Origin of the sequence: Leucobacter denitrificans (genome assembly GCF_014396385.1) — a bacterium.
GTDB classification, from domain to species: Bacteria; Actinomycetota; Actinomycetes; order Actinomycetales; family Microbacteriaceae; genus Leucobacter; species Leucobacter denitrificans.
In genome coordinates, this window is record NZ_CP060716.1 from 482210 (window position 1) to 504689 (window position 22480).

Here is a 22480-nt window from a genome sequence, read left to right on the forward strand (position 1 = left end):
CCTCAATGGACTTATAGGTCGTTGAGGAGCGTCTGGATGTACTCGGTGAGGCGTCCACTCCGCACGGTGCACACATGCCTGCCACGCTCACGGAGAACGGTGGCGTCACCCTGCGCCTGTGCGAGCATCAATTCGCCGAACGTCGAATCGCTCCCAGGTATCGCCTGGTCTTCAGCGCCAGCATCGATAAGTTGCAGGAACGAACCAACGCTCGGGCCGCCCTTATGAATTTGGCCGGTTGAATGAAGGTAGCGGGGTCCCATGCCGAGCGCAACGGGGACTCGTAGTTTCTGCTCCAGCTTAGAACGCAGCTCCTCGATCAGCTCATTTACAGTCGGGCTACTCGAATTGACATACGCCTGAATCGCGAGATAGCCGTCCGAATTGATCGTTGACCGTAATTGCTGAAGCGCTTCCGTGGGACTAGGTGATAGTTCTGTTCGAATATCCTCTGTGCCGATCATTTGCCGTGCCGCGCGCTTCGCTGACTCGACGTCTGGTTGAGTGAAAGGGTCAACACCGAGCAACAGCCCAAGTGCGGCTGTCGCGACTTCCCATAGGAGAAATTGTTCGCCGAGTGTGCCGGACACCGCGAATCCCTCGTCCGGTTGCGCAAGATCAGCCGTGAGGTGAACCCGCTCCGCCGCGGTCGTGTACGACGCGGCGCCTTCTCGACCGGGCGGATAGGAGATAGGGAGAATCCCTTTTCCATCCTTGCCTGTCGATTCGGCGATAAGCTGTTCGATCCACATACCGAATGTCTCAGACAGGGATGCGTCGCCGTGCAACTCGAGTACAAACTGCTGGGGGAGACCCGCCGCAATAACCGCAGCAAGAATGAGTGCGGGATTTTCAGCTGAGTCCTCGCTGAGTTGGGGGCGTGCCATCGCCGCATCTCGTACAAGACGCTGCCCGTCTGCTCCGGCGAGCACCGACGGGACCAGTCCGAACGCCGTAAGCGCAGAAAAGCGGCCACCAGTGTGAGGGTCAGCGTTGAAACAACGCATTCCGGATGAGTCGGCGAGGAGCTCGAGCTCCGACCCTGGGTCAGTAATGACGATGATTCGTTCAGCGGGATCGATGCCCTGGGCGGCAAATGCGTGCTCGAAGGCGGCCCTGTGACTCAGTGTCTCTATTGTCGTGCCTGACTTGGAGCTCACGACCACTGCAGTGTGCTGCAAATCAGCAGACAACGCCTCGCGAACAGCGTCGGGATGCGTAGAGTCGAGCACTCGAAGGTTCGGAGCGATCACCATTGGAGCTAGACTCGATCCACCCATGCCGCAGAGCACGATATTGGTGATGCCAACGGCTGCCAGCGAACTTCGCAGCGCCACCGCCTCGGAAATTATGCTCAGTGCCTCGGCTTCAAAATTTGTCCACCCAAGGCGAACCGCTGCCTCTGCACTAGCAGCAGGGCCCCAGATCGTCGCATCTTTCGCGAAAAGCCGAGACGCGAAACGCTCGCTGACGAGTCTTTCGAGCAACTCCTCGAATCGCGCGTCACGTTGCGCGCCTAACACCGCGGGCGTCACAGAGATTCCTGCAAAGCTCTTGACACGGTCGACACCAGTTCAGACCAAGAGTCATCGAACTTCTGCAACCCTTCGACCTCAAGAAGATCTGTCACCTGCACATAATCAATGCCTTGAGCATCTATCGCATTGAGAGTCTGGTTTGCATCCAAGTAGCTTCCCGTGATTGCGTCTCCACGCACGTCACCATGATCTGCAAGCGCCATGAGCGTCGCCTCAGGCATCGTGTTCACAGTTTGGGGCGCAGCGAGCTCAGTGACGTAGAGCGTGTCGGGGAGTGCCGGATCTTTGACGCCGGTCGATGCCCACAACGGGCGTTGCGGATTCGCGCCCAGCTCGATAAGTAACCGTGCCCGTTCGCTCGAAAACATCTGGTCGAATGTCTCGTATGCTAAGCGAGCATTGGCGACCCCCGCTTGACCGCGAAGCTCGTTCGCTTCAGTAGTACCGACCTTCGCAAGTCGCGAATCAATTTCAGTATCGACGCGAGAAACAAAAAATGAAGCGACAGAATGAATCTTCGAAAGGTCATGACCTGCCCCGCGTGCACGCTCAAGACCAACCAAATAGGCATTTATCACTTGACGGTAACGCTGCAGGCTAAAGATCAAAGTGACATTTACACTGATGCCTTCAGCGATCGTCGCTGAAATTGCCTCAAGGCCTTCAACTGTTGCGGGGATCTTTATCATCGCGTTGGGGCGGTCGACCTTCTCCCATAGCTGCTTCGCCTGCGCAATTGTTCCTGCAGTATCACGGGCGAGCCCTGGCTCGACCTCAATTGACACGCGACCGTCTTTTCCATCGCTACTGTCAAAAACACCAGCGAAGATATCGCAGGCGTCAGCAACGTCGGCCGTTGTCAACTCTGTGATCGTAGCCTTAACGTCAAGTCCCCGTTTCGCGCAGTCCGCGATGCGGTGATCGTACCCTTCTCCAGAACCGATCGCTTTCTGGAAGATGGTCGGGTTCGTCGTCACACCGACAACATTCATGGTGTCGATGAGCTCCGCCAGCTGACCGCTCTCAATGCGTGTGCGAGAGAGGTCGTCCAGCCAAATGCTCACGCCCGTTGCACTCAACGCGGCAGTACGTTCGTTACCCACGATTACCTCCTGACGAGGGATATCGACTCATGCGCTGCAGCAACAACTGCATCGGTCGTGATCCCGAATTTCTCGAAGAGAGTTTCGTAATCAGCAGAAGCACCGAAGTGTTCAATTGAGACAGAACGACCGCGATCACCTACATAACGCTCCCAGCCGAGTGACAACCCAGCTTCAACGCTCACACGTGCGGCAACTGCTGCGGGAAGTACGCTTTCTCGGTACTCGTCGCTTTGCTCTGCGAACCACTCCAATGAAGGTGCGGAGATCACACGAGCACCGATTCCCTCGCTCGCCAGTCGTTCCCGCGCCTCAACCGCAAGTTGCACTTCAGAGCCCGTGGCAATGAGAAGTATGTCGAGACTGTCAGTTGGGGTATCTGCAAGAACATACGCGCCGCGCCGTACACCGGCGGCAGCTTCCTCCTCCGACACAAAGTCACCTCCGCGGGGGAGTACTGGCACATTCTGTCGTGTGAGTGCTATTCCTGTTGGTCCGGCGTGCCGAGAAAGGATCTCATGCCATGCGATCGAGACCTCATTTGCGTCTGCTGGCCTCACAATAGCGAGGTTTGGAATCGCGCGGAGCGAGGCCAACTGCTCGATGGGCTGGTGGGTCGGACCATCTTCTCCCAGGGCAATTGAATCGTGGGTCCAGACGAAAATGCTCGGCACATTCATGAGCGCGGCAAGGCGAACAGCCGGTCGCATGTAGTCGCTAAAGATGAGGAAGGTGCCACCGTAGCTGCGGGTGTTTCCGTGAAGCTGAATTCCATTGAGGATCGAGCCCATCGCGTGCTCTCGGATACCAAAGTGCAACACTCGCCCGTAAGGATCTCCAGTCCAGCTGGTCGTCGAGCGGGCCGCTGGCACGAATGAGGGCACGCCCGGGATCGTAGTGTTATTAGAACCCGCGAGGTCGGCCGAGCCGCCCCAGAGTTCTGGCATGAGCGGACCGAGCGCTGCGAGTACCTTGCCGCTCGCGGCACGGGTTGCAATGCTCTCCCCGGGGGCGAATGTAGGTAGCGCCTCCAACGCGCCTTCTGGCAGCTCCTGCGCCTCGACCCTGTCAAATAGAGCCTTGCGCTCAGGGTTTGCAGTAGCCCATGCGTCGAAGGACTTGTTCCAGGCTTTCCGTCGCTCAGCCCCGCGATCCACCGCTTTTCGAGTGTGCTCAATAACTTCCGGAGCGACAACGAAATGCTCGTCAGGATCGAAGCCAAGTACAGTCTTCAGGCCTGCGAGCTCTTCGGCGCCAAGCTTTGCACCGTGAATTCCACCGGTGTTCTGCTTTCCGGGTGAGGGCCAACCAATGATCGTCTTCAAAATAATGAGGGAAGGCTTCGTTGTCTCGGCCTTAGCCTCTTCGATCGCGGAATGAAGGTCACCGAGATCTTCAACGTAGTCGCCAGTCTTCTTCCAGTCGACAGTGAGTACCTGCCAGCCGTAAGACTCGTACCGCTTAGCCACGTCTTCAGTGAACGAGATATCGGTGTCGTCTTCAATTGAGATCTGGTTTGAGTCGTAAATGGCAATGAGGTTGCCGAGCTCTTGATGACCTGCGAGTGAGGATGCTTCGCTGGTTACGCCCTCCTGGAGGTCTCCGTCACCGGCAACAACATAAATGTTGTGGTCGAACGGGCTCGTACCTGCAGGGGCCCCCGGGTCGAATAGCCCACGCTCATAGCGCGCCGCATATGCGAATCCAACTGCTGATGCAAGACCTTGGCCGAGTGGACCAGTTGTGATCTCCACTCCAGCGGTGTGACCATACTCGGGGTGTCCCGGAGTCTTTGAACCCCATGTGCGCAGTGACTTGATGTCTTCAAGCTCAAGTCCATACCCTCCGAGGTACAGCTGAACGTATTGAGTGAGCGAAGAGTGTCCAACCGAGAGGATAAAGCGATCCCGCCCGATCCACTGACTATCTGACGGGTCGTGCTGCATTACTTTCTGGTGAAGCAAGTATGCAAGTGGAGCAAGACTAATCGCTGTTCCAGGGTGTCCGTTTCCGACTTTCTCAACGGCGTCGGCTGCGAGTACCCTCGCGGTGTCGACTGCCCGATCATCGAGTTCGTTCCACTCTAGTGAGTCTGCCAAGGGCCTGCCTCTCTCGCATGCAAGATCACACCACTCGGTGCGTTTTATGCGCGCTACACGCACGCACACACAATCCTACAGAAAGGCCAGGTACCATGGAGGTGATGTCAACCGAGATTTCTTCACGCGCAGAGGCCCCCGCTGCTGGGCCCGATCGTTCGTTTGGTCGTACGGTCAAAGCGTATGTAGCGCTGACCAAGCCGAGAGTTATGGAACTCCTGCTTGTCGTTACTGTTCCGGCAATGATCCTCGCCGAAAAAGGGCTGCCAAACCTCTGGCTCGTGCTCGCAACGCTTATCGGCGGCGCCATGAGCGCAGGCTCAGCTGGCGCTTTCAATTGCTACATCGATCGCGAAGCCGATCGCCTCATGAAGCGCACCAAAAACCGTCCACTCGTGACCGGTGAGGTCTCTGACCGCAATGCCCTCGTGTTCGCTTGGGTGCTCGGTGTCGTTTCCGTTGTTTGGTTGTACTTCACGACGAACTGGCTTGCTGCTCTGCTCGGTCTCGCTGCAATCTTCACGTATGTCGTTGTCTACACAATGTGGCTCAAGGGCCGTAGCGAGCAGAACATCATTTGGGGCGGTATCGCCGGCTGCTTCCCGGTCGTCATCGGTTGGGCGGCGGTAACTGGCTCGCTTGACTGGCCAGCCTGGATCTTCTTCCTCATCATCTTCTTGTGGACCCCGGCGCACTATTGGCCGCTCTCAATGCGTTACCGTGAGGACTACGCGAAGGCTGGAGTGCCAATGTTGGGCGTGGTTCGTGGCCGAGTCACGGTTGGGCTGCAAGTGATTCTGTACACCTGGGCGACCGTTGCATCGAGCCTGCTTCTCATCCCAGTCGCAGAAATGGGCTGGCTGTACATCATTGGTTCGATCCTCGTAGGTGGCTACTTCATCGGCGAGGCGCACAGTCTCTATTCGAGTGCGATCCGCGGTCAAGAAGGCAAACCGATGAAAGTGTTTCACGGCTCCATCACCTATCTTTCAGTGCTGTCGCTTCTTATCGCTATCGATCCGCTCCTTCCGTTCTAACGCCCGGGGCGGCATCTTTAGCGGAGTATCCTTGCGTGTATGAACGCGGCAGGTGCTCCCAAGTCTCATCCGAACACTTCCGTCGTTGCCCTGGGGCGACCACTTCACGCTCCTGACGCACCGATTAATCCGCACATTGCGATGAGTTCTACATTTGTCGGAGTCGACACGCCTGAACTCAATGAGCGGGGTTACGGTCGTTTTTCAAATGAAAGTTGGGAACCACTCGAAGAAGCTATTGCAACACTTGAAGGGGCCGATCTTCCCGGCGTAAGTTTCGCTTCGGGCATGGCTGCCGTTTCCGCTGCAATTTCTCTTGCGCCAATAGGAGGCGTAATCACTGTCGCTGGCACCTCCTACAACGGCACGATGAGCCTCGCCAGACAGCTCCATGATGAGGGAGCGGTGGTGTTGCGCGAGGTGAATGCCCTTGATCTCGACGCGACTATTGTCGCCTTTCAAGGCTCGTCTCTCGTGTGGCTTGAGTCACCAACAAACCCGCTGCTCGATGTGGTAGATCTGCCGCGACTTATTGACGCTGCACATCAAGCGGGTGCAATCGTGGTCGTCGACAACACCTTTAGCACGCCGCTCAGACAACAACCGCTCTCAATGGGAGCTGATGTTGTGGTGCACTCAGCGACAAAATTCATAGCTGGTCATTCCGATGTATTGCTCGGTATCGCGTTAACTAATCAGCGGCAGCTTCACGAAAGAATCCTCTCGCGTCGCACGCTTCACGGAGCCATTCCAGGTCCGTTTGAGGCCTGGCTCGGTTTGCGAGGACTCCGCACTCTCGCCGTAAGGCTTGAACGCGCAGAGGCTAATGCAATCGAATTGGCCCAGCGGTTGTCCGCTCACACGGCCGTGACGCGCGTGCGTTATCCGGGCCTTTCGACTGATCCCGGTCACGCGCTCGCGAGCACCCAGATGTCTGGGTACGGTGCGATCGTTTCGATTGAGTTTGAAACGAAGGAGATCGCTTCTCGATTCGTTGGATCGCTGCAATTGGCAACGCCCGCCACGAGCCTCGGCGGGGTGGAAACACTCGTCGAACGACGTAGGCGCCAACTCAGCGAGCCCGAGGAAGTGCCGGAAGAACTCGTCCGCATCAGCGTTGGAATCGAGCACATTGAAGATCTCTGGGCAGACTTCGAACAGGCGATTCAATCGGCTACCCGAAAAGACCTCTGAACGAATTGAAGCTTAACTCTCCGGGGCTTCGATGGAAGGGCGCTTCAATCTGAGCACGGTAACCGTCATCGCTGCCGCAGTGACGCTCGCGAGTACCATGTGGATCCCGACGAGCACCGGAGGCAACCCCATTCTCGACTGAATAACACCCACGGCAATTTGTATGACGAGCAGCGCGAGCAGCGCACAGTTCCACGCGAATGGTCGCAACTGTTTCGAGGCAGCCCACCCAACGAGCACTGCGACGAGCGCAAACGTCACGTAACCGGGCCAAGCGTGAAGGTGGCTCAATAGCGTGGCATCGAATCCATCACGAACAACGTTTGCGTCGCCAGAGTGCGGCCCACTCGCAGTTGTGAGCACTCCCATGAGGATAAGTACTGCCATTGCAAGCGTCGTGACATGGGTGAGGATCGCATAGCCCACCGGAACAGCGCGGACCCGCTTACCTGGTGCTTCATACATTCGCACCAGGTATGCCGCTGTGATGCAGACAATGATGAGTGAGACGGTGTAGTGAAAACCGACGAGCACAGCCGCCAGATCTTCCCAGACGATAAAGCCGCCCACAAATGCTTGCAGGAGAACTAGCCCAAGCACGATCCACGAAAGTACAAATAGGTCTTTACGCGTACTCCGAAGCTTGAATGTGAGCAAGACGACAGCGAGCGCGGCGAGGAGCAGCGGCCCGCTGATCGTGCGGTTACCAAACTCAATGAGCGAGTGGTATGTGAGTTCAGCAGTCGGCACGAGAGAACCCGGAGTACAGAGCGGCCACTCCGAGCATCCGAGGCCTGAACCTGTCAGACGAACGGCGCCTCCAGTGGCAATGATGAGCACATTCAGCACAAATGATGCCCAAGCCGCAAAGGGCAAGAACCGGGGGAGTGCGGTCTTTGCAACTTCTGACGCTCGCGCTGTGTTCATGCCCGACACGAGAACTCCTTCGGATAGCGCGCTCCGCGAACACTGGCCGGTCACGCCCAATTTTGAGCGAAAGCCTGTAGACTCGGTAGCTGTGGTTTAGTAGGGCAAACGTAACGTCTGATGATTAAGTCAGTGCCCCGGTTTGCTCGAAGCCCAGACTACTGCACCGCCGCTCAGAGCTAGCCCAGAGTGAATCTGCTCAGAAGCTGGATCTGGTAGCGAGACAACAAGAGAGGGAATGATCATGCCTGAGGTACTGATCGATCGCCCCGAACTCGAAGGCCTAGGCCAGTATGAGTTCGGCTGGCACGATAGCGACGCAGCTGGAGAAACCGCAAAGCGCGGGCTCAATGAAGATGTTGTGCGTAACATCTCCGCGCTCAAGAATGAACCTGAATGGATGCTTGAGCGCCGACTGAAAGCGCTGCAAATTTTTGGTCGCAAGCCGATGCCGACCTGGGGTGCTGACCTCACAGACATCGACTTCGACAACATCAAGTACTTCGTGCGCTCCACCGAGAAGCAAGCGAATACCTGGGAAGACCTCCCTGAAGACATCAAGGAGACCTACGAAAAGCTCGGCATTCCCGAGGCAGAACGTCAGCGCCTAGTTGCAGGTGTCGCGGCTCAGTACGAGTCCGAGGTTGTGTACCACCAGATTCGTGAAGACCTTGAGGAGCAGGGCGTGCTCTTCCTCGACACCGATACGGCGCTCAAGGAACACCCTGAAATTTTCAAGGAGTACTTCGGCACCGTCATCCCGTCTGGTGACAACAAGTTCGCCGCGCTCAATACCGCCGTTTGGTCGGGTGGATCGTTTGTGTACGTCCCGAAGGGCGTCCATGTTGAGATCCCACTCCAGGCTTACTTCCGTATTAACACGGAGAACATGGGTCAGTTCGAGCGCACCCTGATCATCGCCGATGAAGATAGCTACGTGCACTACATCGAGGGCTGCACAGCGCCGATTTACAAGTCTGACTCACTGCACTCCGCAGTCGTTGAAATCATTGTGAAGAAGAACGCCCGCGTTCGATACACGACGATTCAGAACTGGTCAAGCAACGTGTACAACCTCGTCACCAAGCGTGCTGTGGCAGAAGAGGGCGCGACAATGGAGTGGGTTGATGGCAACATCGGTTCCAAGGTCACGATGAAGTACCCATCGATCTACCTCACAGGTGAACACGCAAAGGGTGAGACGCTCTCTGTGGCATTTGCCGGACCGGGGCAGCACCAGGATGCAGGTGCGAAGATGATCCACCTCGCACCGCACACGAAGTCTTCGATTCTTTCGAAGTCGATCGCGCGTGGTGGTGGCCGCACCGGTTACCGCGGCGAAGTCAGGGTCGATGCAAACGCGCATCACGCAGCCAACTCCGTTGTCTGTGATGCACTGCTCGTCGATACCATCTCTCGCTCAGACACTTACCCAGCCATCGACATTCGCACAGACGACGCAACCCTGGCTCACGAGGCAACTGTGACGCGAGTGAGTGAAGAACAGCTGTTCTACCTCATGAGTCGCGGTCTGTCAGAAGAAGAGTCAATGGCAATGATTGTGCGCGGATTTATCGAGCCAATTGCCCGAGAGCTTCCAATGGAATACGCGCTCGAACTGAACAAGCTCATCGAAATGAGCATGGAAGGATCTGTCGGTTAACGTGACAACGCTTCAAACAGAACAGCACGGTTTCAAGGCACACAGTGACGGAGATTGGGAAAATCGTGCCCCAGTACAGACTCGGTCAGAGCGCCTGAAGTCTGTTTCGCTCGCGGATTTCCCCGAGGTAACCGGTCGTGAGGTGAACTGGAAGTTCACTCCAGTCGCACAGATCAAGTCGCTCCTTGGCGACAAGCTCATCGACGGCTCGCAGACATTTGAGATCTCTGAGGCCGAGGGAGTTGAACTTTCGACTGTTCCCATGGATTCTGAGCTGGTAGGCCGCGGCGGTATTCCAGAGGATCAGGCCGCAGCAAACGCGTGGGGTCAGGTTCAGGCCGCTCAGCGAATTCTGCTCACGAGTCAAGATCACCAGACCGTAATTGTGAAGCGTTCGGCGCTCACAACTGAGCCCACCGCTGCTCACACCATTATTGAGGCCGCACCGCAGGCAAATGCCCTGGTAATCCTCGAGAATGAGGGCGACGCCCATCTCTCGGAGACGGTCGAGATCGTAGTCGGAGATGCGGCAAACCTCACGGTAGTTTCGATCCAGGAGTGGAACGATGAGGCGATCCACCTCGCGGCCCACAACGCAACAGTCGGCCGCGACGCCAACCTGCAGCACATCGTCGTTTCACTCGGTGGCAAGATCGTGCGTGTGAACCCGTCGATCCATTTGGATGCGCAGGGTGCGAACGGTGAGGGCTACGGTGCGTACTTCGCTGACGCTGGCCAGCACCTCGAGCACCAGGTGTACATCGACCATAATGCGCCCCACACTCGCAGCAGGGTGGCGTACAAGGGCGCCCTGCAGGGCGAGGGCGCGCATGCTGTGTGGATCGGTGACGTTCTCATCCGACGCGTAGCCACCGGCACCGACAGCTACGAGGAGAACCGCAACCTCACCCTCACGGAGGGCACCCGCACCGACTCGATCCCGAATCTCGAGATCGAAACTGGAGACATTGAGGGTGCGGGGCACGCTTCGACAACCGGCCGCTTCGACGAGGAACATATTTTCTATCTCCAAAGCCGCGGCATCTCGGAAGACGAAGCTCGCAAGCTCGTTGTTCGCGGATTCCTTTTCGACGTCATTCAGCGCATTGGCAACGAAGAGATCGAAGATCGACTTCAGGAAGCAATTGACGCGGAGCTGAAGCAGAGTGTGCTCGCATAATGTCTCGCATGAAGGCGCTTGAGCTGAGTGAATTAACGCAGGACCAAGCGGTAAAAGTAGAACTTGACGGCGTACCAATCGCGATTGTTCTTGACGGACAGGGCGACGTACACGCTATTGGTGATACATGCACCCACGGCCAAATTAGCCTCTCAGAGGGCTTCGTCGAAGACGGAACACTCGAATGTTGGGCTCACGGCTCAGCGTTCTCACTCACTACCGGAATTCCGCAAAACCTTCCGGCATATGAGCCGGTTCCTGTGTACATCGTCGAGATTGAAGACGGCACAGTTTATATTGACCCCCACGTTACGAAAGAGATTGCAGCATGACTTCAGTTCTTGAGATCAAAGACCTACACGTCAGTGTTGAAACTGAGAAGGGCCCAAAGCCTATCCTCAAGGGAGTAAACCTCACGATCCGCAAGGGCGAAACGCACGCCATCATGGGCCCAAACGGCTCAGGTAAGTCGACCCTCGCATACGCGGTCGCCGGTCACCCGCGTTATGAGATCACCAGTGGCCAGATTCTGCTCGATGGTGAAGACCTCACTGAACTCGGCGCCGACGAACGCGCACAGGCCGGGCTCTTCCTCGCAATGCAGTACCCAGTTGAGATCCCAGGCGTCACCAACGCGAACTTCTTGCGTACCGCCAAGACCGCGATTGATGGCGAGGCACCCGCAATCCGCACTTGGATGGGTGCGGTACGCGACGCAATGAAGAACCTTCGGATGGATGAGTCATTCGCCGCACGTAACGTGAACGAAGGATTCTCGGGTGGTGAGAAGAAGCGTAATGAGATTCTTCAGCTCGAACTCCTCAAGCCTCAGTTCGCAGTTCTCGATGAGACCGACTCGGGACTCGACGTTGACGCGCTCAAGGTTGTTTCAGAGGGCGTGAACCGCGCAAAGGAGAACACCGGACTTGGCGTTCTCCTTATCACCCACTACACGCGAATTCTCCGCTACATCAAGCCCGACTTCGTTCACGTGTTTGTTGACGGCAAGATTGCCGAAGAGGGCGGCCCCGAGCTCGCCGAGCGCCTCGAGAACGAAGGCTACGATCGTTTCCTCGTTGAGGCTTAGGGCGTAGGCTAGAGATATGAGCGAAGAAACGACGGTCGAGTCTGAGGTGGTACAAGCTGCCCAGGTTTCGATAGATCCCGAATTCCGCGAGCAAGCGGTTGAGGCGTTGAAGAATGTTTCTGACCCCGAGCTCGGTGTAAACATTGTCGATCTTGGCCTCATTTATGACCTCGCGTATGACAAAGAGAACGACGCGCTCGTTATCTCGATGACGCTCACGAGTGCGGGTTGCCCACTCACCGATGTCATTGAGAACGATATCGCTGAGGCACTCGATGGACTCGTAGCGGCGTTCCGCATCAACTGGGTGTGGATGCCGCCATGGACTCCGCAGCGCATTACCGACGATGGTCGGGAGATGATGAGGGCGTTGGGCTTTAATATTTAGTCCACAGCTTCCGGTCTCCGCGTTCGATTTTCGACGGCTTGCCTTCCGGCGCGCTTCGCGCGCTGCCAGACCCGCCTGTCAAGCCTTACGAAAATCGAACGCGGATTCCTCTGTTTATCCGGGGTTACGCCCACACTATTACCGTCTACGATGCTGCGCAGTTCTGTCGCGCATCCTGAAGAAGAGAAGTTCACTGTGATTGTTGTCGAGGATCTCGCGATCGACGTAGGCGCGCGCCGACTCATGGGCGACGTTTCGTTCCGCGTCCACCCCGGCGACAAGATCGGGCTCGTTGGTCGCAATGGTGCTGGAAAGACGACACTTACTCGCACACTTTCGGGTGAATTGCAGCCTGCAGAAGGCAAGATCACCGTCACCGGCGAGCTCGGCTTCCTTCCGCAGGATCCCCGCACCGGAGACCCCGAGCAAATCGCACGACACCGCATACTCGATGCACGCGGGCTCGGCACACTCACGAAGAACATCGCGAAGGCTTCTGAAGAGATGGGGTCGTCTGATCCCAAAATCGCAGAAAAGGCGATGAAGCGATTCGGCAACCTCACCGACCGGTTCCAAGCGCTGGGCGGATATGCTGCAGAAGCAGAGGCCGCGGCGATCTCACACAATTTAGGCTTGCCCGACCGTATCCTTGATCAGCCCCTAAAAACACTCTCGGGCGGTCAACGCAGGCGTATTGAACTCGCACGAATCCTATTCAGCGATGCTGACACGATGATTCTTGACGAGCCGACAAACCACCTTGACGCAGATTCAATCGTATGGCTTCGCGAGTTTCTCAAGAGCTACAAGGGCGGCGTCATCATCATCTCGCACGATATTGACCTGGTCGGAGAGACCGTCAATCGCGTCTTCTATCTCGATGCGAATCGCCAGGTCATCGACGTCTACAACATGGGGTGGAAGCTATATCTCAGGCAGCGTGCTGCCGATGAGGAACGTCGCCGCAAAGAGCGAACAAACGTCGAGAAGAAAGCCTCAGCTCTCAAAGAACAAGCTGCGCGTTTTGGTGCAAAAGCCTCGAAAGCGGCTGCTGCCCACCAGATGGTCGCGCGAGCGGAAAAGATGCTGTCTGGCCTCGAAGAAGTTCGGCAAGTTGACCGTGTGGCGAAACTTCGGTTTCCCGATCCCGCCCCCTGCGGCAAGACCCCGCTCATGGCCGATGGCCTCTCAAAATCATATGGATCGCTCGAAATATTTGCGGGTGTAGACCTCGCGATCGATCGTGGGTCAAAAGTCGTAGTGCTCGGACTGAACGGTGCTGGAAAAACCACACTGCTGAGACTCCTCGCGCAAGTCGACGAGCCCGATACGGGTGAGATTGTGGCTGGACACGGATTAAGGGTCGGCTATTACGCCCAAGAGCACGAGACGCTCGACGTAAAGACGAGTGTGCTGCAGAATATGATCTCGGTTTCGCAACACCTCACCGAAACGGAGGCACGAAAAGTTCTCGGCTCGTTCCTCTTCACTGGCGACGACGTACACAAGCCCGCAGGAGTGCTCTCAGGCGGCGAAAAGACCAGGCTCGCACTCGCGATGCTCGTGGTCTCAAGTGCGAACGTGCTTCTCCTTGACGAGCCCACGAACAACCTTGACCCAGCGAGCCGCGAAGAAATCCTTGATGCACTCGCACATTTCAAGGGAGCCGTGGTGCTCGTTTCTCACGACGCCGGCGCCGTTGAGGCACTCAACCCAGAGCGAGTGCTGATTATGCCCGAGGCAACTGAAGACCACTGGTCAAAGGAATACCTCGAGTTAATCGAGCTCGCATAGACGGGCGTCGCTACGGAACGAGCTCATCGACCTCGTCTGGTTTCTCCCCAAAAGCTCCGTCGATTGGTGGAAGCAGTGAGATGACAAACGAAGCCCCATCTTGCTGCATACCGTTCTCGTAGTACGCAACGTGCCCTTCGTCTTCGAGCTCGAGCGAGCGTTGGCACACAAAATCGTTAATTACGCAGTAGTCCCGTATTCGATCGGCGTAAGTATTGAGGCTACCCTCGGGTCTCGGGAGCAGTCCGTTTACCCACTCTGTATACGAACCCGAGTCATATTCTTCGGTTCCCATGAACCTGGGGTTTCCATAAAACACAATTGCGCGGATCCTTGACTCTGCCTCGTGGCCGACCTCACCTACACGGGTGCCGACCAGGCGAAACTCTGGGGCGGAGAGCGCGTCACCAATGACCAGCGCACCCTGTGAGTAGCCAAGCAGCACAAATTCCTGCTCGGGGCAGGCCTCGGCCTGAACGTTGAGCGTGTCGATCAACAGTCGGGCTCCGTATGTGCCGCCCTCTTTGACGTCGGTATCCGCTGGGTAGTCGAGGTCTAGTTGTTGGGTCTGGTCGGGGCGGGCCTCTGCGATGGCTCGCACAACCGGGCCGAGGAGCTGTCGCTTTCCAGGCTCACCCGTGCCACGCGCGGTAATGATCAGAATCCGGGTGCACTCCAGTGAGTCAACAATTGGTTCTGGATGGAGGTCTGCGTCGTAAGTTGAGTCGGCCTCTGGGGGAGTGGCGTCTTCAGTCACCTCGGCGAGAGAATCACGTGTCGTTTGTGGATCGGGTGTAGACGCACAAGAAGTTAACAGCAGCGCAGCAATGAGTGAGGCGCCGACAGCTGTGAGTGTAAGTCTCACCCTATGCATCGAGCAGTGCGTCCTCTTCGTCAGCATCACTCAAGCCCCGACGCCGACGCCGCTCGGCTTGCTTCGCACTCATCTCACGCACCTGCTCGCTGCCCGCATTCAGGTTCTTGTATTCCTGACGTGCCGCGTAAGCAACTCCAATGCCAGCAATGATAATGAACACGTACCACTGCAGAGCATAGGAGAGATGCGGGCCCTCGTCTCTCTCGGGCCTCGGGGGAAGCACCCCGTGCTCTCCGCTAGGGGTCTCTGAGATGAGCATTCCGTAGGCGCCGGTCATAACCTCACCATCAAGGTCTAATACTTCCGCGATCTCAGAAAGATTAATGCTTGCGACAGAAAGACCGGTAGCGCTACGCCCGGCAATCTCAGGTTCACTCGCGCGAAGGCGCGCGACAACGGTGACCTCGCCTTGAGGTCGAGCAGGCAACGCAGTGAGAGCCTCATCGATTTCCGTACCGTTCGCGAGGATCCAGCCGCGATCCACAAAAAAGATACGACCATCGTGAGTGAGAAATGCGTCAATAATATTGGCGCCGACACCACTTGGCCCAGGCCGATTTCGGGCAAGAACCGCCTCACCTAAATAGCTTCCGGTCATCGTCACGGAGAGCCACTTCTGTTCATCTTCATCAAACTTGTCAAGCTCTGGCAGTGCGGTACGAAGGTCCACTGCGGGCGCGTCGTAGTTGCGGTCAATTCGATCGATCTCCGCGCGGGCTTCAGCACGTCGATCGAACTGCCAGTTGCCGAGATAAACACAAGCGATGGAGAACACGACGAACAACGCAAAATAGCCGATCCACCTGCGTGAACGTAGAAAGGTCCACCCGACCTGAACGTCACTCATCTAGTGCACCTACCGCTACTACCTCGAGCGGGAAGTCTCGATCACTGAGAAATTCGCGCAACACCTTGAGGTGTACTTCACAAGCGAGCCACGTTTTTTTGCGATCTTCAGAATGAATCTTTGGATTTCTCCATAGGAGCGCCCAATCTGCGGCGTCGCGGCATCCCGCCCGCGAGCATGTGTAACGATGCTCGAGCGGAGCGCCGAGACTGACTCCCGGTAAGACCTCATTCACGCAGATCATCCTCTGTGGTTACTGAAGTTTCGTCAGAATTCGTGCCATTCGCCGTGCTTCTACGAACTGGATCTACATCGACGATAAGTATTTGATCTGCTTCGCCCTCATTCGGCGTCTGCGCAGCTGCGTTACCCATGAGTTGGTACGGCTCGGGGAGATCGTGCTTCACCTCACCACCGTGCTGTACGGCATTACCGATCATGACCGCAAACCAGGGGAGCACTATCGAACCGATCACCGGAACCACGATCCACCAACCGCGCACCCAAAAGAGTGACCCAACGCACACAACTCGCAGGGACATCGCGATGAAATACATGCGCATGCGGTACGCACGATCTTCAACGGGGTTCACCCCTGCTGAGGTCACGCTGTAGCTCGGTACTGCGCCGTGATGAAACTTTGCCATTAGCTCCTTCTTTGCACCTATCAGTTTATGCGCTGAGCAAGAGGGGCACCTGAGCGTACGGTGCATTCGCTAGGCTGATGGACATGAACGCAAGCATCACTCCGCGCACAGTGCTCATCACTGGTGGCAACCGAGGCATCGGCTTCGCAATTGCAGAACGCATGATCTCTGACGGCCACCGAGTCGCGGTAACTTCACGCTCGGGTGAGGGGCCAGAGGGCGCACTCACTGTACGCGCAGAAATGACTGACTACGCTTCCATTGACGCCGCGTTTACCGAGGTTGAAGCCAAGCTAGGTCCAGTAGAGGTCTTGGTGGCGAATGCCGGCATCACTCGCGACACACTTCTGCTCCGCATGTCAGAAGAAGAATTTACCGAGGTGATCGACACAAACCTCACCGGCACGTTCCGGGTAGTGAAGCGAGCCGCGAAGGGCCTGCTCAAGCAGCGCTTCGGTCGAGTTATTCTCATCTCCTCGGTCGTCGGTCTCTATGGATCGCCGGGACAGATCAATTATTCGTCGTCAAAGGCAGCACTTGTTGGCTTCGCACGCTCGCTTACCCGAGAGCTCGGGGCACGCGGCATCACTGCCAATGTGATCGCTCCCGGCTTCATCGATACTGACATGACATCAGTGCTTCCCGAGGAACAGCAGGCAAAGTACCTGTCCTCGATACCGGCAGCGAGATTTGGTGATGTCGCAGAGATTGCAGGAGCAGCCTCGTTCCTTGCTGGAGACGATGCAGCATATATCAGTGGAGCAGTAATTCCGGTAGATGGTGGCCTTGGGATGGGGCACTGACGTAGCCTGATGGTATGACCTCCAATATTGCTCCAAGAAGTCGTACCCGAGTCGCCGTAGAGGCGCATTCACTCCGTGATCTTTACGAGAGTTCTGAGATTCTTCGCGTGGTGAACGTGTGGGATGCGGTCAGCACCAAGGTGGTCTCGGAACTCGCAAAGACGCGTGCGATCGCAACAGCAGGGCACGGTATTGCCGCCGCGCACGGGTACCCAGACGGCGAACACATTCCGTTCGAGTTGATGCTTGCGGCGCTCGAGCGGATCGTGTCTGCTACTGAACTTCCGGTAAGTGCCGACCTAGATGGCGGATTTGGAGACGCCGGTGAAGCTGTGCGCAGAGCCATCGGAGTAGGGATCTCGGGCGCAAACATCGAGGACCAACTTCGTCCCCTCAATGAATCTGTCGAAGTCATGCGTGCTGCAGTTCAGGCGGGGGAGAAGGAGGATGTGCCGTTTGTGCTCAATGCCCGAACTGACGCGCTCGTTAAGGGTGGGGATCGCCCGCGCGAGGACAGCATCGCTGACGCGATTGAGCGGGGTCGCGCATATCTTGATGTTGGTGCTCAGTGCATTTTTGTGCCGGGAGTTCTAACTGCTGACGAGACCCGCACGCTTGTCGAAGGGATCGGCGTGCGACGAGTGAGCGTCATCGGGTTGCCGGGAGCTTTGACAGCTGCCGAATACGAAGCACTCGGTGTCGCACGTATTTCATACGGTCCTATGCCTCAGAATGTCGCCCTCACATCGCTCAAGCGTCTCGGTGCCTCGCTCCTCGCAGACGGCGTCATTCCGGAGGACACTGAGAAACTCAACAACTTCTAGTGCTTCACTGCAGTCGGTCGAGGAGGGGGATCGCAAGTGAGAGATCTCCCTTGATCGACTCATCTGCCTGCTCAATAACGATCGGTTTCGCGTTGTAGCCGATTCCCAGTTGAGCGACCTTCATCATGAGCAGGTCGTTGGCGCCATCGCCTATCGCAACAGTCGCACTCATTGGAGTTCCGCTCGTCGCTGCCCATTCCCTTAGTGTGTTTGCTTTGGCCTCGGCGTCGATAACTGGGCCTATAGTGCGCCCCGTTAGCTTCCCGTCCTCGATCTCAAGTCGGTTTGCACTCCAGTAATCAATTCCAAGATCGTCGGCAATAAGGTCGAGCACCTCGTGAAATCCACCCGATACCACGCCGACTTTGCCACCGCGGGAGTGAACGTCTGAAATGAGTTCACGGATCCCGGGCGAGAGCCTCACTTTTGCGTAGACCTCATCAAATACAGACTGCGGAACACCTTCAAGTGTCGCCACCCGTTCCCTGAGGCTCTCCGCAAAATCGAGTTCGCCACGCATCGCCCGCTCAGTGACGGCAGCTACCTCCTTGCGAGTTCCTGCGGCCTCCGCAATGAGCTCAATAACTTCGTCTTGGATTGTGGTGGAATCGCAGTCAAGAACCACGAGTGGTGAAACCGTCATGGCACCAGTCTAGAGATAGGCTTGTTGCCATGACGACCGTGCTGAGCCTCACCGACGCAAGCTATGTCCGTAACCAGCGCCCGATCCTCGACAGCGTAAGTTGGCAAGTCGATGACAGTGAGCGCTGGGTGGTCTTGGGCCCGAACGGTGCGGGCAAATCAACGATCCTCAAGCTTGCGACTGCTACAGACTTTCCAACTTCGGGCAGCGTTGATGTTTTGGAGGAGCGTCTCGGCAAAGTCGATGTATTTGAGCTCCGCACCCGCATTGGATTCGTGTCGAGCGCCACCGCTCGTCGAATCCCACCTCATGAAAAGGTGCGTGATGTAGTACTCACCGCGGCCTATGCAGTTGAGGGTCGCTGGAATGAGCAGTACGACGCAATTGATGTGAGGCAGGCCGACCGTGTGCTTGCGGAGTGGGATCTCCTGGAGCTGGCCGAACAGAATTTTGGCACGCTGAGTGATGGCGAGCAGAAACGTGTCATGATTGCGCGTTCTGTCATGACGGACCCTGAAGTTTTACTCCTTGATGAACCGAGTGCAAACCTCGATCTGGGCGCACGAGAGCGACTACTCCAAATGCTTTCGGGCTTTGCATCTTCACCGTTCTCACCCGCAATGGTTATGGTGACGCATCACGTTGAAGAGATTCCTCCGGGGTTCACACATGTTTTGCTGGTGCGCGATGGCAAATTGTTGGCAGCTGGCCCAATTGAACAAACGCTTACGTCGGCAAACCTTGAGGCAACTTTTGGGCTGCCGTTTGACCTCACACACGCGAACGGTAGATACGCTGCCGTGGCAAAACCGTCAGACACGTAATAGTAAATTAGGCACTGCGGGCAGTGGGAGAGTGCACGATATTGCTGTCTCATCTGCTAAGCTAGATCTTTGTGCGGTATTGCCGCGAGACTTCTGTGCTCGGCATCTGCCGACAGCGCAGCGAGAAGTAATAGATTCGAAGGATAGTCATGAAGACCGAGATTCACCCCGAGTACAACGCCATCGTGTTCCGCGACCTTGCGTCGGGGGAGAGCTTCCTAACGCGTTCAACGCTCACCAGCGACAAGACGATCGAACTTGACGGCGTCACCTACCCTGTTATCGACGTGGAGATCTCGAGTGCCTCGCACCCGTTCTACACCGGTAAGCAGCGCATCATGGACTCGGCTGGTCGCGTTGAGAAGTTCAACCAGCGCTTCAAGGGCTTCGGCGCGTAACGTTTTTCACTGGCGCTGCCAGTAGTTGCTTGCTCAGATGGGCGAGAGATCGATCAAGATCTCTCGCCCATCTGCGTTGTGTAGCGACTATATGTGAACTGGCCAGGAACCCCTGGCCACGAAGTTTGGATCACGCACCTTGCGCATATAGGCCTGAAAACTCTCCGCTTGCGCTAGTGCCCACCCCACCTGCAAATTGTGAAGTAGTTCGAGATCCCCAGGGAGCGAAGCTCCATACTTGGTAGCGATCCGTTGCAAGACACGCCCCGATGCGATTGCATCTTCTCCGGCGTCGTGAGCATTCCCAAGCTTCACACCGTAGTGCTCCGCAGCAGCTATAAGTGTGCGCTTACCCTTTCGAAATCGATCCACCTGCTTGTCGATGATGAGCGGATCGAGCACCGGCACCGGATCTAAAGCAACTATGTTGTGCCGACGTTGTTCGTGACGGAGCAGCGTCAGGTCATACGGTGCGTTGTAGACGACGAGCGGGAGACCCCTCTCAATCATCTCAGCAATTCGTTCAGTGATCTGCTTCACACCGACCGTCGCATCGATGCCGCTCGAGCGTGCGATATCAGTCGAGATACCGTGTACTCGCACCGCTGCATCGGGTATCTCAACGCCTGGATTAATCAACCAGTCGTATCGTTCGAGCACTTCACCCGCTTCGCCGATGACTGCGAGTGTTGCGCTCACTACGCGAGAAGAACTCGTGTCGATACCCGTCGTCTCGGTGTCGAATACTGCAAGCCGTGAGGCCCAAAGGGGAGTACTTCGTTCACGTCGATCCTTTCACTCATACTGATGCTATCGAGCACGGACGACATTCAGCAGACGCACGTTCTTCGGGCGTTTTTGTGCAGGGGAGTACCAGCGGTGACCGGTAACATTTTCTTGTGCCAGTGAACGAACCCCAGCTGATCCGCGTGCTCGGCGCCGACACTCGAAGCTGGACATACGGAGATCCAGACGGTGGACCGATTGTGTTCGTCCATGGGTTCCGCGGCGACCATCACGGCTTAGACGGCATCGCCCGCGCCCTATCGGAATCAATGCCGGAGCTTCGGATTCACGTTCCCGATCTTCCAGGTTTCGGGGATTCGCCAGCGATACCGTCTCGAACTCACGACCTCTCGCTATTCGGTGAATGGTTACGCGAATATGCTCAGACTGTCGCACCACACGCAAGAACCATTCTCGGTCACTCCTTTGGTTCACTCGTGGTAGCAAGCGCTCTCAAGTCAGGGTTAACGGCTGCTCGCACGATCCTCATTAACCCAATTTCCTCTCCCGCGCTCAAGGGCCCGCAGGCAGCGCTCACCCAAGCTGCGATTCTTTACTACCGCGCCGCCGACGCACTTCCTGAACCTGCGGCTCGTGCATTGCTTGGTAACAAGCTCATTGTGCGCGGAATGAGCGAAGTCATGGCGAAGACGGGCGATCGGGAGCTACGTAAGTGGATTCACGACCAACACGAACAGTATTTTTCGCGCTTTGTCGACTCATCAACACTTCTCGAGGCGTTCCGAGCATCGGTGTCCCACACAGTCCCTGAGTTTGCTGGTGCTCTTACAATGCCCGTATTGCTCATCGCAGGGGAGAAGGACGACATCACGCCTCTCGCGCACCAGCTCGACCTGCAGCGCATGTTGCCGAATGCTCAACTCCAAATATTTCCTGATACAGGTCACCTTGTTCATTATGAGGCCGTACCAGATGCAATTTTGGAAATCAGGTCTTTCCTACGCCGCACTGAGGAGCAGGCTGCGTGATCGTTCACCGCATCGACGACCTCACAGCTCCAGAGCTCGCCGATTACACTCAACTTACCGACGTTGAACTCAGACGTGTGCGCGAGCCTGAAGAGGGACTATACCTCGCGGAATCCCCGAAAGTAATCGAGCGAGCAATACAAGCTGGGCATCGACCCCGCTCATTGCTGTTGCTTGAAGAGTGGATCCCAAAACTTGCACCAATGCTTGAGCGGTACCCAGAAGTACCGGCGTTCGTAGGGGAGAGCAAGCAGCTTGAGCAACTCACTGGGTTCCATATGCATCGTGGGGCCCTCGCGTCGATGCACCGACCTCCCAGCCTCGATCCACTCACAATTCTCGCGAGCTCACGTCGTATTGTCGTACTCGAAGACCTTGCAGACCACACAAACGTTGGAGCAATATTTCGCTCGATTGCGGCCCTTGGTGCAGATGCCGTGCTGTTGAGTCCAGGTTGTGCCGATCCACTGTATCGACGCGCCGTGCGAGTGAGCATGGGCGCGGTCCTGCAGGTACCCTGGGCGCGTCTGCCAGATTGGCGGGAGGCCGGCCCGATGATTCGCGACGCTGGATTTGAGCTCGCAGCTTTCGCGCTTCACGAGGACGCACAAGATCTTGCAGAGTTCGTGCACCACGTTCCAGACAAGCTCGCGCTCATGTTTGGGTCAGAAGGACCGGGTCTTTCACGCCGCGCGCTTGCTTCGGCCACGCAAGCTGTCACGATTCCAATGGAACACGGAGTTGACTCTCTCAACGTATCAACTGCCGCAGCACTCGCGCTCTGGGCAGTGCGCACTGCCGATAGTGCACAGAACGGTACGAGGTGAGCGAC

The 22480-nt window shown here is 56.7% G+C and carries 23 protein-coding genes; 14 read left to right on the plus strand and 9 right to left on the minus strand.

The window, feature by feature from the left end; all coding sequences use genetic code 11:
* Positions 1–11: 11 nt before the first annotated feature.
* The 3 genes from H9L06_RS02310 to tkt are packed head-to-tail and all read right to left on the minus strand — an operon-like array spanning position 12 to position 4740.
* Positions 12–1535 carry a glucose-6-phosphate isomerase gene (locus H9L06_RS02310; protein WP_187555678.1) on the minus strand — a complete coding sequence of 508 codons (1524 nt, stop codon included), beginning with the start codon at positions 1533–1535 and terminating at the stop codon, positions 12–14.
* Complete coding sequence (tal, locus tag H9L06_RS02315; protein ID WP_187555679.1) at positions 1532–2641, minus strand: transaldolase; 1110 nt, start codon at positions 2639–2641, stop codon at positions 1532–1534. The genes H9L06_RS02310 and tal overlap by 4 nt, the downstream gene beginning before the upstream one ends.
* 2 nt (positions 2642–2643) lie before the next feature.
* Entirely contained in the window at positions 2644–4740 is a 2097-nt protein-coding gene (gene tkt / locus H9L06_RS02320; protein ID WP_187555680.1) for a transketolase, read from the minus strand.
* Positions 4741–4844: 104 nt separating this feature from the next.
* Here tkt and H9L06_RS02325 point away from each other — a divergent pair, with 104 nt between their 5' ends.
* A complete protein-coding gene (locus H9L06_RS02325) occupies positions 4845–5777 on the plus strand; it encodes a heme o synthase (protein WP_187555681.1) in 933 nt (310 codons plus the stop codon).
* Positions 5778–5816: 39 nt separating this feature from the next.
* Positions 5817–6971: a trans-sulfuration enzyme family protein gene (locus H9L06_RS02330; RefSeq protein ID WP_187555682.1), complete on the plus strand. Its 1155-nt coding sequence runs from the start codon at positions 5817–5819 to the stop codon at positions 6969–6971.
* A gap of 12 nt (positions 6972–6983) precedes the next feature.
* Here H9L06_RS02330 and H9L06_RS02335 read toward each other — a convergent pair whose 3' ends face one another.
* Positions 6984–7898 (minus strand): COX15/CtaA family protein, encoded by a 915-nt coding sequence (locus tag H9L06_RS02335; RefSeq protein WP_187555683.1) that lies wholly within the window; start codon positions 7896–7898, stop codon positions 6984–6986.
* A 244-nt stretch (positions 7899–8142) separates the two neighbouring features.
* Here H9L06_RS02335 and sufB point away from each other — a divergent pair, with 244 nt between their 5' ends.
* The 6 genes from sufB to H9L06_RS02365 all read left to right on the plus strand — a co-directional run bounded on the left by sufB (position 8143) and on the right by H9L06_RS02365 (position 14010).
* On the plus strand, positions 8143–9561 hold the full coding sequence (gene sufB, locus H9L06_RS02340) for a Fe-S cluster assembly protein SufB (RefSeq protein WP_187555684.1): 1419 nt from the start codon (positions 8143–8145) through the stop codon (positions 9559–9561).
* Between the two features lies 1 nt (position 9562).
* Positions 9563–10741, plus strand: coding sequence for a Fe-S cluster assembly protein SufD (gene sufD, locus H9L06_RS02345; protein ID WP_187555685.1), 1179 nt, complete (start codon positions 9563–9565; stop codon positions 10739–10741).
* Positions 10741–11073: a non-heme iron oxygenase ferredoxin subunit gene (locus H9L06_RS02350; protein ID WP_187555686.1), complete on the plus strand. Its 333-nt coding sequence runs from the start codon at positions 10741–10743 to the stop codon at positions 11071–11073. The genes sufD and H9L06_RS02350 overlap by 1 nt, the downstream gene beginning before the upstream one ends.
* Entirely contained in the window at positions 11070–11828 is a 759-nt protein-coding gene (gene sufC, locus H9L06_RS02355) for a Fe-S cluster assembly ATPase SufC (protein WP_187555687.1), read from the plus strand. Before H9L06_RS02350 ends, sufC begins: the two co-directional genes overlap by 4 nt.
* Positions 11829–11844: 16 nt before the next feature.
* On the plus strand, positions 11845–12216 hold the full coding sequence (locus tag H9L06_RS02360; RefSeq protein WP_187555688.1) for a metal-sulfur cluster assembly factor: 372 nt from the start codon (positions 11845–11847) through the stop codon (positions 12214–12216).
* Positions 12217–12411: 195 nt separating this feature from the next.
* Positions 12412–14010, plus strand: a complete 1599-nt coding sequence (locus tag H9L06_RS02365; protein WP_187556294.1) for an ABC-F family ATP-binding cassette domain-containing protein — start codon at positions 12412–12414, stop codon at positions 14008–14010.
* Positions 14011–14020: 10 nt separating this feature from the next.
* Here the strand turns inward: H9L06_RS02365 and H9L06_RS02370 are convergent, their stop codons facing one another.
* From H9L06_RS02370 to H9L06_RS02380, 3 genes are all read right to left on the minus strand, one after another.
* The gene (locus H9L06_RS02370; protein ID WP_246454450.1) at positions 14021–14767 is read right to left on the minus strand and encodes a cutinase family protein; all 747 of its coding nucleotides are present in this window, start codon (positions 14765–14767) and stop codon (positions 14021–14023) included.
* Positions 14768–14876: 109 nt separating this feature from the next.
* Positions 14877–15734, minus strand: a complete 858-nt coding sequence (locus H9L06_RS02375; RefSeq protein ID WP_187555690.1) for an SURF1 family cytochrome oxidase biogenesis protein — start codon at positions 15732–15734, stop codon at positions 14877–14879.
* 227 nt (positions 15735–15961) lie between these two features.
* Positions 15962–16381 carry a DUF3099 domain-containing protein gene (locus tag H9L06_RS02380; protein WP_187555691.1) on the minus strand — a complete coding sequence of 140 codons (420 nt, stop codon included), beginning with the start codon at positions 16379–16381 and terminating at the stop codon, positions 15962–15964.
* A gap of 83 nt (positions 16382–16464) precedes the next feature.
* Here H9L06_RS02380 and fabG point away from each other — a divergent pair, with 83 nt between their 5' ends.
* Both fabG and H9L06_RS02390 read left to right on the plus strand, forming a co-directional pair.
* Positions 16465–17184 carry a 3-oxoacyl-ACP reductase FabG gene (gene fabG, locus H9L06_RS02385; RefSeq protein WP_187555692.1) on the plus strand — a complete coding sequence of 240 codons (720 nt, stop codon included), beginning with the start codon at positions 16465–16467 and terminating at the stop codon, positions 17182–17184.
* 14 nt (positions 17185–17198) lie between these two features.
* A complete protein-coding gene (locus H9L06_RS02390) occupies positions 17199–18008 on the plus strand; it encodes an isocitrate lyase/PEP mutase family protein (RefSeq protein WP_187555693.1) in 810 nt (269 codons plus the stop codon).
* 4 nt (positions 18009–18012) lie between these two features.
* Here the strand turns inward: H9L06_RS02390 and serB are convergent, their stop codons facing one another.
* Entirely contained in the window at positions 18013–18651 is a 639-nt protein-coding gene (serB, locus tag H9L06_RS02395) for a phosphoserine phosphatase SerB (protein ID WP_187555694.1), read from the minus strand.
* Between the two features lie 29 nt (positions 18652–18680).
* Here serB and H9L06_RS02400 point away from each other — a divergent pair, with 29 nt between their 5' ends.
* Positions 18681–19475 (plus strand): ABC transporter ATP-binding protein, encoded by a 795-nt coding sequence (locus H9L06_RS02400; RefSeq protein ID WP_187555695.1) that lies wholly within the window; start codon positions 18681–18683, stop codon positions 19473–19475.
* Between the two features lie 149 nt (positions 19476–19624).
* Positions 19625–19873 (plus strand): type B 50S ribosomal protein L31, encoded by a 249-nt coding sequence (locus H9L06_RS02405; RefSeq protein WP_187555696.1) that lies wholly within the window; start codon positions 19625–19627, stop codon positions 19871–19873.
* An 87-nt stretch (positions 19874–19960) separates the two neighbouring features.
* Here H9L06_RS02405 and H9L06_RS02410 read toward each other — a convergent pair whose 3' ends face one another.
* A complete protein-coding gene (locus H9L06_RS02410) occupies positions 19961–20596 on the minus strand; it encodes an exonuclease domain-containing protein (protein WP_187556295.1) in 636 nt (211 codons plus the stop codon).
* A gap of 182 nt (positions 20597–20778) precedes the next feature.
* On the opposite strand from H9L06_RS02410, the gene H9L06_RS02415 reads away from it, so the two are divergent.
* Both H9L06_RS02415 and H9L06_RS02420 read left to right on the plus strand, forming a co-directional pair.
* Positions 20779–21648 carry an alpha/beta fold hydrolase gene (locus tag H9L06_RS02415; protein ID WP_246454452.1) on the plus strand — a complete coding sequence of 290 codons (870 nt, stop codon included), beginning with the start codon at positions 20779–20781 and terminating at the stop codon, positions 21646–21648.
* Positions 21645–22475, plus strand: a complete 831-nt coding sequence (locus H9L06_RS02420) for a TrmH family RNA methyltransferase (protein ID WP_187555697.1) — start codon at positions 21645–21647, stop codon at positions 22473–22475. Before H9L06_RS02415 ends, H9L06_RS02420 begins: the two co-directional genes overlap by 4 nt.
* Positions 22476–22480: the final 5 nt, after the last annotated feature.